General features: G+C 63.1%; 13 protein-coding genes. 12 read left to right on the top strand and 1 reads right to left on the bottom strand.

Annotated features, from left to right (window positions below; translation table 11 throughout):
* Positions 1 to 37: 37 nt before the first annotated feature.
* The 9 genes from putP to QOS90_RS03045 all read left to right on the top strand — a co-directional run bounded on the left by putP (position 38) and on the right by QOS90_RS03045 (position 10809).
* Positions 38 to 1516 carry a sodium/proline symporter PutP gene (gene putP / locus QOS90_RS03005; protein WP_027592483.1) on the top strand — a complete coding sequence of 493 codons (1479 nt, stop codon included), beginning with the start codon at positions 38 to 40 and terminating at the stop codon, positions 1514 to 1516.
* Positions 1517 to 1622: 106 nt separating this feature from the next.
* Positions 1623 to 2459, top strand: coding sequence for a 23S rRNA (adenine(2030)-N(6))-methyltransferase RlmJ (locus QOS90_RS03010; protein WP_027592484.1), 837 nt, complete (start codon positions 1623 to 1625; stop codon positions 2457 to 2459).
* 202 nt (positions 2460 to 2661) lie between these two features.
* On the top strand, positions 2662 to 4419 hold the full coding sequence (locus QOS90_RS03015) for a carbamoyltransferase family protein (RefSeq protein WP_027592485.1): 1758 nt from the start codon (positions 2662 to 2664) through the stop codon (positions 4417 to 4419).
* A complete protein-coding gene (locus QOS90_RS03020; protein WP_085272290.1) occupies positions 4403 to 5533 on the top strand; it encodes a glycosyltransferase in 1131 nt (376 codons plus the stop codon). The genes QOS90_RS03015 and QOS90_RS03020 overlap by 17 nt, the downstream gene beginning before the upstream one ends.
* Entirely contained in the window at positions 5533 to 6429 is an 897-nt protein-coding gene (locus QOS90_RS03025; RefSeq protein ID WP_085272291.1) for an antimicrobial resistance protein Mig-14, read from the top strand. The genes QOS90_RS03020 and QOS90_RS03025 overlap by 1 nt, the downstream gene beginning before the upstream one ends.
* Positions 6426 to 7829: a PIG-L deacetylase family protein gene (locus QOS90_RS03030; RefSeq protein ID WP_085272292.1), complete on the top strand. Its 1404-nt coding sequence runs from the start codon at positions 6426 to 6428 to the stop codon at positions 7827 to 7829. Before QOS90_RS03025 ends, QOS90_RS03030 begins: the two co-directional genes overlap by 4 nt.
* Positions 7830 to 7877: 48 nt before the next feature.
* The gene (locus QOS90_RS03035; RefSeq protein WP_085272293.1) at positions 7878 to 8834 is read left to right on the top strand and encodes a glycosyltransferase family protein; all 957 of its coding nucleotides are present in this window, start codon (positions 7878 to 7880) and stop codon (positions 8832 to 8834) included.
* 64 nt (positions 8835 to 8898) lie between these two features.
* A complete protein-coding gene (locus QOS90_RS03040; RefSeq protein ID WP_027592490.1) occupies positions 8899 to 9672 on the top strand; it encodes a glycosyltransferase family 2 protein in 774 nt (257 codons plus the stop codon).
* Between the two features lie 45 nt (positions 9673 to 9717).
* Positions 9718 to 10809, top strand: a complete 1092-nt coding sequence (locus tag QOS90_RS03045; protein ID WP_027592491.1) for a glycosyltransferase — start codon at positions 9718 to 9720, stop codon at positions 10807 to 10809.
* A gap of 3 nt (positions 10810 to 10812) precedes the next feature.
* Here QOS90_RS03045 and QOS90_RS03050 read toward each other — a convergent pair whose 3' ends face one another.
* Positions 10813 to 11418, bottom strand: a complete 606-nt coding sequence (locus QOS90_RS03050) for a hypothetical protein (protein ID WP_027592492.1) — start codon at positions 11416 to 11418, stop codon at positions 10813 to 10815.
* A 100-nt stretch (positions 11419 to 11518) separates the two neighbouring features.
* Here QOS90_RS03050 and QOS90_RS03055 point away from each other — a divergent pair, with 100 nt between their 5' ends.
* From QOS90_RS03055 to hldE, 3 genes are all read left to right on the top strand, one after another.
* Complete coding sequence (locus QOS90_RS03055) at positions 11519 to 12694, top strand: O-antigen ligase family protein (protein ID WP_027592493.1); 1176 nt, start codon at positions 11519 to 11521, stop codon at positions 12692 to 12694.
* A gap of 15 nt (positions 12695 to 12709) precedes the next feature.
* The gene (gene msbA / locus QOS90_RS03060; protein WP_027592494.1) at positions 12710 to 14518 is read left to right on the top strand and encodes a lipid A export permease/ATP-binding protein MsbA; all 1809 of its coding nucleotides are present in this window, start codon (positions 12710 to 12712) and stop codon (positions 14516 to 14518) included.
* A gap of 130 nt (positions 14519 to 14648) precedes the next feature.
* Positions 14649 to 16070, top strand: coding sequence for a bifunctional D-glycero-beta-D-manno-heptose-7-phosphate kinase/D-glycero-beta-D-manno-heptose 1-phosphate adenylyltransferase HldE (hldE, locus tag QOS90_RS03065; protein WP_027592495.1), 1422 nt, complete (start codon positions 14649 to 14651; stop codon positions 16068 to 16070).
* Positions 16071 to 16249 lie beyond the last annotated feature (179 nt).

The raw sequence follows: 16249 nt of genomic DNA on the forward strand, positions 1-16249 counted from the left end.
TTGTGCATGAAATAACAACAAACGCCAGGGCACACGCATGGGCAATCCACTAACGATCACCTTTGTGGTCTATATCGCAGCAATGGTACTGATCGGCTTCGCCGCGTATCGCGCCACCAATAACCTTTCCGACTACATCCTGGGCGGTCGAAGCCTGGGTAGCGTGGTCACTGCGCTCTCTGCCGGTGCTTCCGACATGAGCGGCTGGCTGCTGATGGGCCTGCCGGGCGCCATCTACTTCTCCGGCCTGTCCGAAGCCTGGATCGCCATCGGCCTGACCGTCGGCGCCTACCTGAACTGGCTGTTCGTTGCGGGTCGCCTGCGGGTGCAGACCGAGCACAACGGCGATGCCTTGACGCTGCCGGACTACTTCTCCAGCCGCTTCGAAGACCAGAGCGGCCTGCTGCGGATCATCTCGGCCATCGTCATCCTGGTGTTCTTCACTATCTATTGCGCGTCTGGCATCGTCGCCGGTGCGCGTCTGTTCGAAAGCACCTTCGGCATGCCGTACGAGACGGCGCTGTGGGCTGGCGCTGCCGCCACCATCGCCTACACCTTCGTCGGTGGCTTCCTGGCGGTGAGCTGGACCGACACCGTGCAGGCTTCGCTGATGATTTTCGCGCTGATCCTCACCCCGGTGATCGTGCTGATCTCGACCGGTGGCTTCGACACCACCTTCCTGGCCATCGAAGCGCAGAACCCGGCCAACTTCGACATGTTCAAGGGTGCAACTTTCATCGGCATCATCTCGCTGATGGGTTGGGGCCTGGGCTACTTCGGCCAGCCGCACATCCTGGCGCGCTTCATGGCCGCTGACTCGGTCAAGTCGATCGCCAAGGCCCGTCGCATTTCCATGACGTGGATGATCCTGTGCCTGGCCGGTACCTGTGCCGTGGGCTTCTTCGGCATCGCCTACTTCTCGGCCAACCCTGATCTTGCGGGCCCGGTGACCGAGAACCACGAGCGTGTGTTCATCGAACTGGCGAAGATCCTGTTCAACCCATGGATCGCGGGCGTGTTGCTGTCGGCCATCCTGGCGGCGGTGATGAGCACCTTGAGCTGCCAGCTGCTGGTGTGCTCCAGTGCCCTGACCGAAGACTTCTACAAAGCCTTCCTGCGCAAGGGTGCTTCGCAGCGTGAACTGGTGTGGGTCGGCCGCCTGATGGTGCTGGCGGTTGCCCTGATTGCCATCGCCATGGCAGCCAACCCGGAAAACCGCGTGTTGGGCCTGGTGGCCTACGCCTGGGCGGGCTTCGGTGCGGCCTTTGGTCCGGTGGTGCTGATCTCGGTACTGTGGAAAGGCATGACCCGTAACGGCGCCCTTGCCGGTATCGTGGTGGGTGCGTTGACCGTGATCCTGTGGAAGCAATTCGACACCCTTGGGCTGTACGAAATCATCCCAGGCTTCCTCTTCGCCAGCATCGCCATCGTCGTGGTGAGCAAGCTGGGTAGCCCGTCGACGGCGATGGTTCAGCGCTTCGAAACGGCTGATGCGGCGTATCACGCGGACAAGTAATACCCGTTGAACAGGCGGCGCCCGCGAAGCAGGCGCCGCCGATCGACAGCCAGGCCTGACTCCGCCTGCAAGGCAAGGTAAACTTGCCACCCCCGCAGGAGTTGCCATGAACTATCGTCACGCCTTCCACGCCGGCAACCACGCCGACGTCCTCAAGCACATCGTGCTGACCCGCCTCATCGCCCTGATGTCGCGCAAGGAGCAGCCGTTCGCCTATATCGATACCCACGCAGGCCTTGGCCTGTATGACTTGCAGGGCGACCAGGCGACCCGCACCGGTGAATACCTCGAAGGCGTTGCCCGGTTGTGGAACCGCGACGACCTGCCGGCCATGGCAGGCGATTACCTGCGCATCATCAAGCGCCTCAATGCTGATGGCGAGTTGCGTTACTACCCGGGTTCGCCAGAGCTGGCCCGCCGCCTGATGCGTCAGCAAGACCGCGCCCTGCTCAACGAGAAGCACCCCGAAGACGGGCCGCTGCTCAAAGAGAACATGAAGAAAGACCCACGCGTCTTCGTTCACCTGGGCGAGGGCTGGCATGTGCCGCGCGCCCTGCTGCCGGTGCAGGAAAAGCGCGCGATCATGCTGATCGACCCGCCGTTCGAGCAGGCCGATGAGCTCAAACGCTGTACCACCTCGATGAAAGAGGCGATCGGCCGCATGCGCCAAACCGTCGCGGCCATCTGGTACCCGATCAAGGACCAGCGCTCGCTGACCCGCTTCTATCAGGACCTCACCAGCACTGGCGCGCCCAAGTTGCTGCGCGTGGAGTTGTATGTGCACCACCAGGACAGCCCGCAGGGGCTCAACGGCTCTGGCCTGGCCATTGCCAACCCGCCGTGGGGGCTGGAGGAAGAGCTGAAGGAACTGCTGCCCTGGCTCGCCAAAGAGCTGGCGCAGACGGCGGGTAGCTACCGGATGGACTGGCTGATCGCCGAGTAAAGCGGTTCCCCAACTGGCCTTATCGCCGGCAAGCCGGCTCCCACAGGTACGGCGCTGCTCTTAGGGGCTGCGCCGTACCTGTGGGAGCCGGCTTGCCGGCGATAAGGCCAGTTGGAATTGTTTGCGTTATAATCTCGCCCTTTAGCCGCCATCCGCCCACGAGGCCGCTGGCGCATCTCTACCGAAAGAAGAGGCTAATCCCTTGGCATTGACGATTCTTGGCCTGTCCGGCGCCCTTAGCCATGACCCTTCCGCGGCCCTGTACATTGACGGCAAGCTGATTGCCGCCGCCGAAGAAGAGCGCTTCGTGCGTGACAAGCATGCGAAGAACCGCATGCCCTACGAGTCGGCGAAGTTCTGCCTGGAGCAGGCAGGCATCAAGCCATCCGACGTCGACGTGGTAGCCATTCCGTTCGCCCCGATCAGCCTGTTCGGCAAGGCCCGCTGGCACTATGCCAAGCGCTACTGGTATGCCCCGGACCGCGCCCTCGACGCGATCCTGATGGGCAACCGTCGCTACAAGCGCTACCGCAAGAAGATCGTCTGGTGCCTGGAGCAACTGGGCTTCGACCCGAAAAAGGTCAAGATCGAACCGGTCGAGCACCACCTGGCTCACGCCTCCAGCGCCTACCACTGCTCGGGTTTCAAGGAAAAGACCGCGATCCTGGGTATTGACGGTAAGGGCGAGTACGCCACGACCTTCTTCGGCTATGGCGAAAACGGCAAGATCCACAAGATCAAGGAATTCTTCGACCCGGACTCCCTGGGCGGCCTGTATGGCGCGATCACCGAGTTCCTCGGTTTCGAAATGCTCGACGGCGAGTTCAAGGTCATGGGCATGGCGCCGTACGGCGACGCCAGCAAATATGACTTCTCGCGCCTGGCCAGCTTCGAGAACGGCGAACTGGTGATCAACACCGAATACGCCAACGTCATCGGCCTGCGCCGCTATAAAGAGAAGGGCAAGGGCTTCTACTTCTCGCCGAAGCTGATCGAGTGGCTGGGCCCCAAGCGCGAAGGCGACATCGCCGACGAGCCGTACATCCACTACGCCGCCAGCATGCAGGCGCTGTTCGAGAAGCTGGCCCTGCAGATGATCGACCATTACCTGGGCGATACCTTGAAGCAGACCGGCAAGCTGGCCTTCGCCGGCGGCTGCGCGCTGAACGTCAAGCTCAACCAGAAGATCATCGCTCGCCCGGATGTGAAGGAGCTGTTCGTTCAGCCTGCTTCCGGTGATGCCGGTACTGCGGTGGGTGCCGCGGCCTATGTGTCCCATGCCCGCGGCGTGCCGGTCGAGAAGATGGAACACGTCTACCTCGGCCCGTCGTACTCCAACGAGGACGTGATCGCCGCCTGTGCCCGTCACCCGGACCAGCCGAAGTGGCGCAAGCTCGACAACATGCCCGAGCAGATCGCCAAGATCATGGTCGACGGCAACCCGGTGGCCTGGTTCCAGGGCCGCATGGAATTCGGCCCGCGCGCCCTGGGTGGTCGTTCGATCATCGGCTGCCCGAGCGTAGAAGGCGTGGCTGACCGCATCAACCACCAGATCAAGTTCCGCGAGCGCTGGAGACCTTTCTGCCCGTCGATGCTCGACACCGTCGCCCCGCAGATGATCAAGGTCGATCACCCGGCGCCGTTCATGACCTTCACCTTCGAAGTGGCTGAAGAGTGGAAAACCCGCGTACCGGAGGTGGTCCACGAGGACGGCACTTCGCGTGCCCAGGTGCTCAAGCGCGAATACAACCCGCGTTACTACGACATGATGAAGGCGCTGGAAAACCTGACCGGCAACGGCGTGTCGCTGAACACTTCCCTGAACCGTCGGGGTGAACCGATGATCTGCTCGCCGACCGATGCCCTGAACATGTTCTTCGGCTCGGACCTGCAGTACCTGATCATGGAAGACATCCTGGTAGTGAAGGACGGCGCGGCCGCGTATGACCAGCCGCTCTGAACCGCGCATCCTGCAGTTCTGCCATGGCTATGACGGGCCGTTTCTGGACTGTGCCCGTCAGTACGCCAGCCTGTTTCAGGGGCGTGGCTACCAGGTCACCACGGTGTTTCTCACCGGCGCCGCCGACCCGCAAGTCGCGGCCGGCTGCGCGTCGGACGAGGTGCTGTTCCTGGAGTTCAGCTCCAAGGCCGTGCGTGGGCTGAAGCTTGGCGCCATCCGTGCTTTGCGGCGGATTGCGGCTGAGCGCCATTTCAGTTTCTGCATCGCCCACCGGTTCAAGCCGATCTATGTCGCCTTGTTGGGCACTGGCCTGCCGGTGATCGGTGTGCACCACGCCTTTGGCGACTATCAGCGCAAAGGCCGGCGGCTGTTTGCCAACCTGTTCAGCAAGCGTCTGAGCCTGCTCGGCGTTTCCGATGCGGTGCGGGACGACATGCGCCGCTGCCTGCCCGCATGGCCGGCTGAACGTATCCAGACCCTGTACAACCGTATCGACATCGAGGCCCTGCAGGCTGCATTGGTGCCTCGGGATGCAGCGCGCGAGGCACTTGGCCTCGACCCTCAGGCGTGGATCGTCGGCAACGTCGGCCGCCTGCACCCAGACAAAGACCAGGCCACGCTGTTGCGCGGTTTTGCCCAAGCGCTGCCGGGGCTGCCTGCTGGCGCGCGCCTGGCGATACTGGGCAAAGGCCGCCTGGAAGCCGAGCTCAAGGCGCTGGCTGCCGAGCTGGGTATCGCCGCGCAAGTGGACTTCCTCGGCCAGGTGCCGGATGCCCGCCGTTATTTCACCGCGTTCGATGTGTTCGCCTTGAGTTCGGACCACGAGCCGTTCGGCATGGTCCTGCTTGAAGCCATGGTGGCGGGCGTACCGGTGCTGGCCACGGCCTGCGGCGGTGCCCGCGAAGTGGTCGAAGGCGTGGGTGTGCTGTTCCCGCTCGGTGACGCTGGGCAGCTGGCCCAAGGCCTGAAGCACATGGCCACGCTGGATGAGCAGCAGCGCGAAGCGTGCGCCGAGCACATGCTGCAACGCCTGCACCAGCGCTTTTCTGACCCGGCGGTGCGCGAGGCCTTCTGGCAGTTGCCGCAGGTGCGTGCCCTGGTGGCGCAGGCGTGATGCTCAATCATATCCAAGCCTTCCGCGAACGCGGCTGGCAAGTTATCGACGCCAACGCGTATGCCGAAGCCTGGGCACGTTTTGGCGGCAGCGTGGCCACGCACCCGCTGGTGGTCGAGCAGTTGGCCGAGCTGGCGCAAATTCCCGTGCGCTACTTGGGTTGGCTGCAAGGCGGCGAGCTGAAGGCAGCGATCCCGACGTGGGGGCGCCACCTGGCGCTGTCCAAGGACGTGCTCAAGCGTGCGGGCAAGAAAGGCCTGTTCGACCTCGGCAACGCCGAGATCATCCTGCCGGCCGCCGCCGATGCTGGCGCGCCACTGCGCCATGCCGCGCGTTACCTGTCCGAGCTGAACCAGGGCCGCTTCACTAGGCTCAAGGCGCAGACCGAGCAGTTGGCCATGGCCCGTGCCCACGAGGACCTGTCGAAAAAGTTTCGCTACAACCAGCGCCGCGAGTTGCGTTTGCTGGAAGAAGCGGGCGGGGTGGTGCGGCCGATCAGTGACTTTGACGCCGGCCAGATTGCCGCCATGTACCGTGACCTGTTCCAGCGTCGCTGGGGCTTCCCGGCCACCGGTGCCGAGCGCATTGACGAGGTGCTCGAGCGTTTGCGCGAGCTGTTGATCGGTTCGGTGCTGTTGCTCGACGACAAGCCCATCGCGATTCAGTTGGTGTATCGCGTCGAGGCGCCCGAGTGGATCAGCGTCGAGTACGTCAATGGCGGTGTCGACCCGGAAACCAAGGCGTTCAGCCCCGGTAGCGTGCTGAGCTTCCTGAATACCCAGGCGGCCTGGGAAGACGCCCGGGCGCGTAACAAACCCCTGCGGTTCTCGTTCGGTCGCGCCGACCGCGAGTACAAGGACCGCTGGTGCAACCCCGTGCCGGTGTTCCAGGCGTGAGCCGCAAGCAGCAGTTGCTCAAGCGCCACCGGCGCAACAAGCGCCTGGGCCTGCTTGCAGGCCTGCTCGCGCTGATCGGGCTGGGTGTATTCACCTGGTGGTGGCTGCCGCTGTTGTTGCTGCCGCTGGTGTGGGCCGCCCACGAGGCCTGGTTCGCGGACCACCTGTTCTACGCGCCCACCGAGGACTATGCCTACAACTTCGGTGAGCAGGCCCGCGCAGCCTCGGCCAGCCTGCAAAACGGCCTGTTGAAGGCCGACGCAGCGCTGCAAGGCGACGAAACCCTGGTCCTGGAGCTGCGGGTAAAGAGCACCTGGTTGGGGCGGTTTCTCGACCCGCGGGTGGAGCTGTTGGCGGATGAGCTGACGGACCGGCAGGCGTTCGAGCGCGGTGTCGACGGGGTTCGCTTCCTCAACCTGACCGGCCTGGCCGCGCCGCTCCAGGCCGGTACGCTGCGTATGCGTGGCCGCCATTGCCGGCTGCAGGGCGAACCGCGCCTGTGGATAACCCCCAGCGTCGAGTTGCAGCGCCGTCGCGTGATGGTCATTGCGCCCCATGCCGATGACGCTGAGCTGGCAGCTTATGGCCTGTACAGCCAAGCCGACGAAACCTGGGTGGTCACCCTGACTGCCGGCGAAATCGAAGCCGAGCACTATCAACAGATGGGCTTGGGCAAAGCCGAGGCGGCGCGCCTCAAAGGCCGTTTGCGTGCCTGGGACAGCATTGCCGTGCCGCGCTGGGCGGGCGTGCCGGAATCGCGCTGTGTGCAGTTGGGCTACTTCTGCCTGCAACTGCCGGCCATGCAGGCCGCGCCGGATGTGCCGGCCGCTTCACGCGAAGCCGACATGGCCGATATCCGCCCGTTCCGCCAGTTCAACCCCTTCGCGCTGCCCGCCGACAGTGATGGTGCGCCGACCTGGCACAACCTGCTGGCTGACCTGCGCGCGTTGCTGGCCATGGCCAAGCCCGAAGTGCTGGTCATGCCGCACCCGCAACTCGACCCGCACCCTGACCATATCTGTGCCCAGGCGGCCGTGCTGGAAGCCTTGCAGGGCCTGGAGTGGCAGCCGCAAACGCTGCTGTGCTACGCCAACCACCTGCATGACAACGACCGCTGGCCGATGGGTGACAGTGGCGACGGTGTGGCCTTGCCGCCGCAACTGAGTGCCGACCAGCCGTGGGCGCCGTGCGCGCTGGTGCTGGGCCTGCCGACCCAACACGACAAGGCCATGGCCCTGGGCATGATGCACGACCTGCAGCCCCCAGCGCCGTTCAAGCGCCGCCTGCGCCGCCTGTTGCAACGCTGGCTGGCCGGGCGCCGGCCGTCGCCCTACGGCGAGAACGAATTCTTCCGCAAGGCCGTGCGCCGACATGAACTGTTCTGGCGGCGTGAGCTGTAGGCGCGCCCCCTGGTTGACCGCGATGGCGCTGAGCGCCCAAGGAACGCAATGAAAGTCTTATTTCTGGTGCAGAAGGAACAGCGGGCGATTCTCGACCGCCTGTACGATGGCGTCGCGGCCAACTGCGAATGTGACCTGCGCTGGCTGACCAGTGAAGACCAGCGTAACCTGCGCCGCTACTTCAAGCGTGAGGTGCAGGTGGAGCGTTATGACCGCATCGTGTTCTTCCTGCGCTTCAAGCAGGAGATCCGCCAGGTGGCGTTCATCCAGACGGTGCCTAACCTGGTCATCCTCGAGCACGACGCCTACCAGAACTACATCCCCTGCAAGTACACCGGCAAGTTCAGCGCGCATTACCGCAAGCTGCCGTGGGCGCGGGTGATCAGTTCGGGTTACATGGTCAGTGAGCGCCTGCGCCAGGAAGGCTTCGACGCGGTATTCGTGCCCAAAGGCTACGATGAGCACCTGCTGACCGACCAAGGGCGTGAGCGCGACATCGAACTGGCGTTCGTGGGCAGCACCAACAGCGTTGCCTACAGTGGGCGCAAGGCGCTGCTGGACGAGCTGGGGCGGGTCGAGAACCTGGTAGTGACCCGTACCAAGTCGGGCGAGGACTACTGCAACACGCTCAACCGTATTCGTTTTTTCGTCAGTGCCGACGTCGGCATGGGCGAGTACATGATCAAGAACTTCGAAGCCATGGCCTGTGGCTGTGTGTTGCTGGCATTCGACCAGGGCGAGGAAGAAAACCGCGCCTTGGGCCTGCAAGACATGCACAACGTGGTGTTCTACGACAGCATTCCGACCCTCCAGGAAAAGCTTGGCCGTTTGCGGGCCGACCCTGCGCTGGCACAGCGGATTGCAGAAAATGGCCGCCATCTGGCGGTTTCCCGTTTCAGTTTCGGTGAAGTTGGACGTAGCATCGTCGACCACATGCGCCCTGCGCTCAGGCCTCATCCGCCGTTGTCTGCCTGGCAGCGGCTACGCCTGAAGCTGGGTATTTAAAAAGAGCTTTCGTGCCTACGGAGCGGGCGCTGGAAGTCGATTGTCGCAATGCGGAGGGAGTCCGGTGCGCTTTTCAAATGAGAGTGACGTCACGCTGGTCGTGACAAGTTGTGGGCGGTTCGATCTGCTCAAAGATACCCTTGAGAGTTTCGATCGCTACAACACCGCGCCCATTCGCGAAGTCTTCATCACCGAAGATTCAGGTGACGAGGCCGTGCATGGGGCAGTGCCGGAGCACTGGAAACCGCACTGCACGGTGTTCGTCAACCGGCCAAAACTGGGCCAACTGCCGTCGATCGACTTGGCTTATAGCCACGTCAAGACGCCCTACATCTTCCACTGCGAGGATGACTGGCATTTCTATCGGCAGGGTTTTGTCGAAGACTCCCGGGCCATCCTGGAGGTCAGCCCCAACCTGCTGCAGGTCTGGCTGCGCAGCCATGCCCACGACCTGGCCGTGCACAGCCCCTACATCCACCTGGGCGATCGCCAGGTGATCGCGGGCGTGCCGTGCTATCCATTGCTGTCCGAGAAGGCCGACTGGCAAGCGTTTTCGCTCAACCCCGGCCTGCGTCGACTGAGCGATTATCAGCGCTGTGCGCCATTTGCCGCCTATGCTGGAGAAAAGGCGCTTTCCCGTCGCTATTCAGAGTTAAATCTGACAGCGGTCACCTTGGAGGGTGATGCAGTATTGCACACAGGATTTGGTAATCACGTGACCTTGCCGGTAGAAGTAGAGCGCAAGGCCAAACGTCGTCAACGTGACCGAATAAAGCTGGCATTGACGCTGGTGGCGGGTGCCGTAATCGGCATGGGTATCACCATTTTTGTTCAATGAAGTCGCAGTCCCACCTGACTTGAGCGGGAGAGGGGCGCTAACCCCATGAACATCGTCAATATGATGTGGGCAGGCGGTTCGCCGTACATGTCCATCCACAAGGTTCATCGACAGGTGCTGTCTCATGCGGGCCCCGATGCCAGGATCAGCAACTGGCTGCTATTAGGCAGCGGGCTTTGCTGTGGGCTCGGTTCGACCCGGGAGTGGCACATGCCACCGCGTGCGCTCAAGGGCCGGCACCTGTGGCGACTGCTGCGCCCGTGGCTGCGCATGCGGCTGCGCAAGGCGCTGGCCGAGGCTCAGGCCGAAATCGTGCTGCTCGATGGTGTCGGCGTCGCCCGGCTGGTGCTGCCGCTGTTGCAGCAGATTCCCAACGTACGCGCCAAGGTGCTGTTCCATGGCAAGACACGGCTGACGGCAAGCGACATCCGCTTGTTGCGCACGCTACCCGCCGAGCGCCTGAGCATTGCGGCGGTTTCCCATACGCTTGCCGAAGCCCTTGAACGTGATCTCGGCAGGCCCGTACAGACCCTGCGCATGGCGCTGGACCCACGGGCGTTCGTCGAGCCGCTGTTGAGCCGCGAGCAGGCCCGGCAAGCGCTGGCGTTGCAGCCTGGCAATGGGCAGGTGTTGGGTGCAGTGGGGCGGCTGGTCGAAAGCAAAGGCTTTGAAATGCTGATCGAGGCGTTTGCCAAGGCCGCTATCCACAAGCCTGATCTGCAACTCGCAATCATCGGTGAAGGCCCCTTGCATGCCGTGCTGCAAGCGCGCATCGACGCGTTGGGCCTGGCCGGGCGTGTGCACCTGTGCGGTCACCGTGAAGACCTACAGCAGCTCTACCGCGCGTTTGACTGGCTACTGGTGCCTTCGCGGTCAGAAGGCTTGGGGTTGGTCGTGCAAGAGGCGGTGATGGCCGATGTGCCGGTGGTCTGCAGCGACCTGTTGGTCTTCCGTGAGCAGTTGCTGGACACCGGTGGCTACCTGCCAATTGCTGACCAGTCAGCCTGGGCCGCGGCGATAGAGCGCTGCAGCGTGCCCGGCGCCACAGCGCTGGCTGCCCGGCAACGCCAGGCATTGGCGCCGGAGCAGGCCTGGCAGGCTTTCCAGAACGGGTCGCAAAGCCTGCTGCGCAGTTGAGTGTCAGCGGGCCAGCAGGGCGGCCTCGAAGTCGGCGAGGGGGAACCGGTCACCCAGGTTCTCCCGCTGAATGTAGTTCACCATGTGCTGCACGTTGCGCCGAATCATGCGTGCAGACAGCGGCGGGCGCAGGAAGCGCATGTCGGCCACGTCGATCAAGCCCAGGCGCTGGTCGGGGGTGACCACGACATTGCCCAGGTGCAACGAGCGGAAGTAGACACCGCTGCGGTGCAGTTGGCGGATCAACTCGATCAACCGCGGCAGGTAAGTGTCCCAGCTGAAGTCAGCGTCGCGCGACATTTGCAGCAGCGTGCGCCCAGGCAGCGGGCGGTACAGCACCGCCGTTCTACCGGGCAAGTCAAGTTTGTGCTGGCTGATCACCTCGAGGGTAGGAATGCCCAATTGCGCCAGGCGCGCGGCGTTGTCGACGAAGCGCTGGGAATAGGGGCGCAGCAGCGCAGATGAAATCAGTCGCTTACGACGAAAAACCTTGAGGAAATTACCATTCTCGAGCAGGTAGACTTTGGCGCCATGGCTGTCTGCCTCTAGCACCTGTGCGCCTAGTGTCAGCTGATCGAATTCGACCTGGGTGAGCCGGGAGCATTGCATGAATAGGGCCTTGTCGTCTGGCGAGCAAAATGACCGGCAATAATGCCGAAAATAATGCGGTAGCACCATGGATGGTGTCTTTGATTCATCGGGGGAAAGGATGTTGTATGAAAAAAACTGGGCGCGCGCCTGGTTAGGATTGGGTCTGGTCTGGTTCTTGGCGGCGATTGCGCTGGCGCCCAGCAATAAGCTGTACCAGCAAGGGCTGGTGCTGTTCTTGTGGTTGCCGACGTTGCTGTTGGCGTGGTCTGCCCGGCAGGTGCTGGCTGAGGCTTGGCGGCGCCAGCCGGCCTTGTGGGCGAGCGTGCTGCTGTTGCTGGCGTGGAGCGGGATCAGTTTGGCCTGGTCGCCGTCCGAGGAACCCGGGCGCGAAATCAAGCGGCTGATTTATATCCTGGTGTTTCTGATGGCATTCCCGCTGTTGGCGCAGCGCGGTCAGCAGCGAATTCGCCACTTGTTGGCGTTTGGCAGCGGCTTGCTGGGCCTCGCTGCGCTGATCTCGATCATCAACTTCTATGGTGTGCAGGGCAACCCGCTGCCGGTACGGCTGGGGGGGATCGGCGAGATTTCGCACCCGATCCTGGGCGCTTATGTGATTGGCGCTGCCGCGCTGCTGCTGCTTTACCAACCGCCGCGTCATCGCGGCCTGCAGTTGGCCTGGCTGGTGGCGCTGGCCTGCCTGGGGGCCTTCGCGGTGCTTAGCCAGAGCCGTGGCGCGGTGCTGGCCCTGGTCATCACTGTGGTGCTGGCGCCGCTGTGGTTCCGCGACCGCCACAGCCGGCTGTTCGCCATCCTCGCCATGATCGCCACCGCTGCGGCCTTCTACACCCTGTTCAGCCTGATCGCCGAGCGCGGCTCATCGTACCGCCCGGAGATTTTCCATGCGGTGCTGAACATGATCGCCGCCCACCCTTGGACTGGGCTGGGGCTGGGCGCGGCGTACGATGTGAACGCCGTTGGCCTGCACTTCGACCATACCCACAACATGTTCACCCACGTTGCCGTGGAAATGGGCCTGCCCGGCATGCTGCTGTGGGTGGCCGTGTGGCTGTACACCCTGGCTGAAATTGTCCGGGCACGCGGCACGCTGTTCGGCAAGATCCTGCTGTGCTTCTGGGTTTACTCGACCCTGGCCATGCAGTTCGATGCCGCCAGCCTCACTGGTACGCCGCGTGCAGAGTGGTTCATCAGCTGGCTGCCGGTCGGCCTGGCCATGATGTTGCCTTGGGGGCGTGCCGAAAATGACGCCTGTGGTAAAATTTCCGGTTCAACCTGAACAGCGAGCTCGATGATGGCCGAAACACCGCGAACCGCGGAGCATACCTCCAGCCTGAAGATCTACTTCCGGCTGCTGAGCTACGTGAAACCCTATGCCGGCATTTTCCTGCTGAGCATCGTCGGTTTCGTGATCTTCGCCTCTACCCAGCCGATGCTGGCCGGGATCCTCAAGTATTTCGTCGATGGCCTGAGCAATCCGCAAGCGGTGTTGTTCCCTACCGTGCCTTACCTGCGCGACCTGCAGCTGCTGCAGGCGGTGCCGCTGCTGATCATCCTGATCGCGGCCTGGCAGGGGTTGGGCTCGTTTCTGGGCAACTACTTCCTGGCCAAGGTTTCCTTGTGCCTGGTGCATGACCTGCGTGTCGAGTTGTTCAACAAGTTGCTGGTGTTGCCCAACCGCTACTTCGACAACCACAACTCGGGGCACCTGATTTCGCGCATCACCTTCAACGTGACCATGGTCACCGGCGCTGCGACTGACGCGATCAAGGTCGTGATCCGCGAAGGCCTGACGGTGGTCTTTCTGTTCGCCTACCTGCTGTGGATGAACTGGCACTTGACCTTGGTGATGGTTGCCATCCTGCCGGTGATTGCAGTGATGGTCAGCGTTGCCAGCAAGAAATTCCGCAAGCAGAGCAAGAAGATCCAGGTGGCCATGGGCGACGTGACCCACGTCGCCTCCGAGACCATCCAGGGCTATCGCGTGGTGCGCAGCTTCGGCGGCGAGGCTTACGAACAGCAGCGTTTTGGCCGCGCGAGCCAAAGCAATACCGACAAGCAACTGCGCATGACCAAGACCGGCTCGCTGTATACGCCGATGCTGCAGTTGGTGATCTACACCGCCATGGCGGCCTTGATGTTCCTGGTGCTGTACCTCCGTGGTGACTCGACCGCCGGTGACCTGGTGGCCTACATCACCGCGGCTGGCCTGCTGCCGAAACCGATCCGCCAGCTGTCCGAAGTCAGCTCGACCATCCAGAAGGGCCTCGCCGGCGCAGAAAGCATCTTCGAACAGCTCGACGAAGAGCCCGAGGTAGACACGGGCACCCTTGAGAAGGCGCAGGTAGAAGGCCGTCTGGAAGTGCGTAACCTCAGCTTCACCTACCCCGGCACCGACCGTGAGGTGCTGAGCGATATCAGCTTCGTCGCCGAGCCGGGGCAGATGATTGCCTTGGTAGGCCGCTCCGGCAGCGGCAAGTCGACCCTGGCGGCGTTGATTCCGCGCTTCTATCACCACGACAAAGGGCAGATTCTGCTCGATGGCGAGGAGATCGAGAACTATCGCCTGCGTAATTTGCGTCGCCATGTGTCCCAGGTCACTCAGCACGTCACCTTGTTCAACGACACGGTGGCCAACAACATCGCCTACGGCGACCTGGCCGGTGCACCGCGCGAGGACATCGAGGCGGCGGCTGCCGACGCCTATGCCAAGGAGTTCGTCGACAAGCTGCCGAAGGGCTTCGATACCGAGGTTGGCGAGAACGGCGTGTTGCTGTCCGGCGGCCAGCGCCAGCGCCTGGCGATTGCCCGCGCGTTGCTCAAGGACGCGCCACTGCTGATCCTCGACGAGGCGACCTCGGCGCTGGATACCGAGTCCGAGCGGCATATCCAGGCCGCACTGGATCACGTGATGGAAGGGCGGACCACCTTGGTCATCGCCCACCGCCTGTCGACCATCGAGAAGGCCGACCTGATTCTGGTCATGGACCAGGGCCGCTTAGTAGAGCGCGGTACCCATGCCGAGTTGCTTCAGGCGAATGGCCATTATGCCCGCCTGCATGCGATGGGCCTGGATGAGCCGGCCAAGGCCGATATCACCTGAACCTCGTTGATCGGGGCCTCGCCGGCCCCGATTGTCACCGGAATTTTCATGGGCCCGATCTGGCCATAAAGCCGTCGCTTACCCTGTGCTAATATCCTGCCCCTGTTCATTATTTTCATATGGGTTGCCCATGAAGTTGTCCATGCCGCGTTTCGATCAAGCCCCGGTACTGGTGGTCGGCGATGTCATGCTCGACCGCTACTGGCATGGCGGTACTTCGCGTATCTCGCCTGAAGCGCCAGTCCCGGTGGTCAAGGTCGATCAGATCGAGGATCGCCCCGGCGGCGCGGCCAACGTTGCCTTGAACATCGCCGCCCTGGGCGCACCGGCGTCGCTGATCGGTGTCACCGGCCAGGACGAGGCCGCCGACAGCCTGGCCAACAGCCTGCAAGCTGCGGGCGTGCGCTCGGTGTTCCAACGCATCGCGCACCAGCCGACCATCGTCAAGTTGCGGGTCATGAGCCGCCACCAGCAACTGCTGCGTATCGACTTTGAAGAACCGTTCGCCACCGACCCGCTGTCGTTGGGCGCGGAGGTCGACAGCCTGCTCGATGGCGTCAAGGTGCTGGTGTTGTCCGACTACGGCAAAGGTGCCTTGAAAAACCACCAGAGCCTGATCCAGGCCGCACGCGCCAAGGGCATTCCGGTGTTGGCCGACCCCAAGGGCAAGGATTTTTCCATCTACCGCGGTGCCAGCCTGATTACCCCGAACCTCAGCGAGTTCGAAGCCATCGTCGGCCGTTGCGCCGATGAGGCGGAGCTGGTCGCCAAGGGCCTGCAGCTGCTGCTGGACCTCGACCTGGGCGCCTTGCTGGTCACCCGTGGCGAGCATGGCATGACCCTGCTGCGTACCGGCCAACCTGCATTGCACTTGCCGGCCCGGGCGCGTGAAGTGTTCGATGTGACCGGTGCCGGCGATACCGTGATCTCTACCCTGGCGGCAGCCATCGCGGCTGGTGAAGAACTGCCACACGCGGTTGCCTTGGCCAATCTGGCTGCGGGCATCGTGGTAGGTAAACTGGGCACGGCGGCAATCAGCGCGCCTGAGCTGCGCCGGGCGATCCAGCGCGAAGAAGGTTCCGAGCGCGGTGTGCTGGGCCTGGAGCAACTGTTGCTGGCGATCGATGATGCGCGTGCGCACAACGAGAAAATCGTCTTCACCAACGGCTGCTTCGATATTCTGCATGCCGGCCACGTCACCTACCTGGAGCAGGCGCGGGCCCAGGGCGATCGGCTGATCGTCGCGGTCAACGACGATGCGTCGGTCAGCCGCCTTAAAGGCCCAGGCCGCCCGATCAACAGCGTCGACCGCCGCATGGCGGTACTGGCGGGGCTGGGCGCGGTAGATTGGGTGATCAGCTTCCCGGAAGGTACGCCGGAAAACCTGCTGAGCCAGGTGAAGCCGGATGTGCTGGTCAAAGGCGGCGACTATGGTATCGACCAGGTGGTCGGCGCCGACATCGTCAAGGCCTATGGCGGGACCGTGAAAGTGCTCGGGCTGGTTGAAAACAGCTCGACCACGGCGATTGTCGAGAAGATCCGCAAGCATTGATGTACCTGCGCACTGCGCGGTCCTTGTACCTGCGCAATGCGCGTTTGTTGTACCTGCACAATGCGCGGTCGTTGTACCTGCGCAATGCGCGGTCATTGTAGGAGCAGCCTTGTGCTGCGAAGAGGCCCGTGAAAGCACCATAGATTGAGGGTGATTTCACCGGCCTCTTCGCAGCACAA

Source organism: Pseudomonas sp. LAIL14HWK12:I10 (genome assembly GCF_900184205.1).
GTDB lineage: Bacteria > Pseudomonadota > Gammaproteobacteria > Pseudomonadales > Pseudomonadaceae > Aquipseudomonas > Aquipseudomonas kermanshahensis.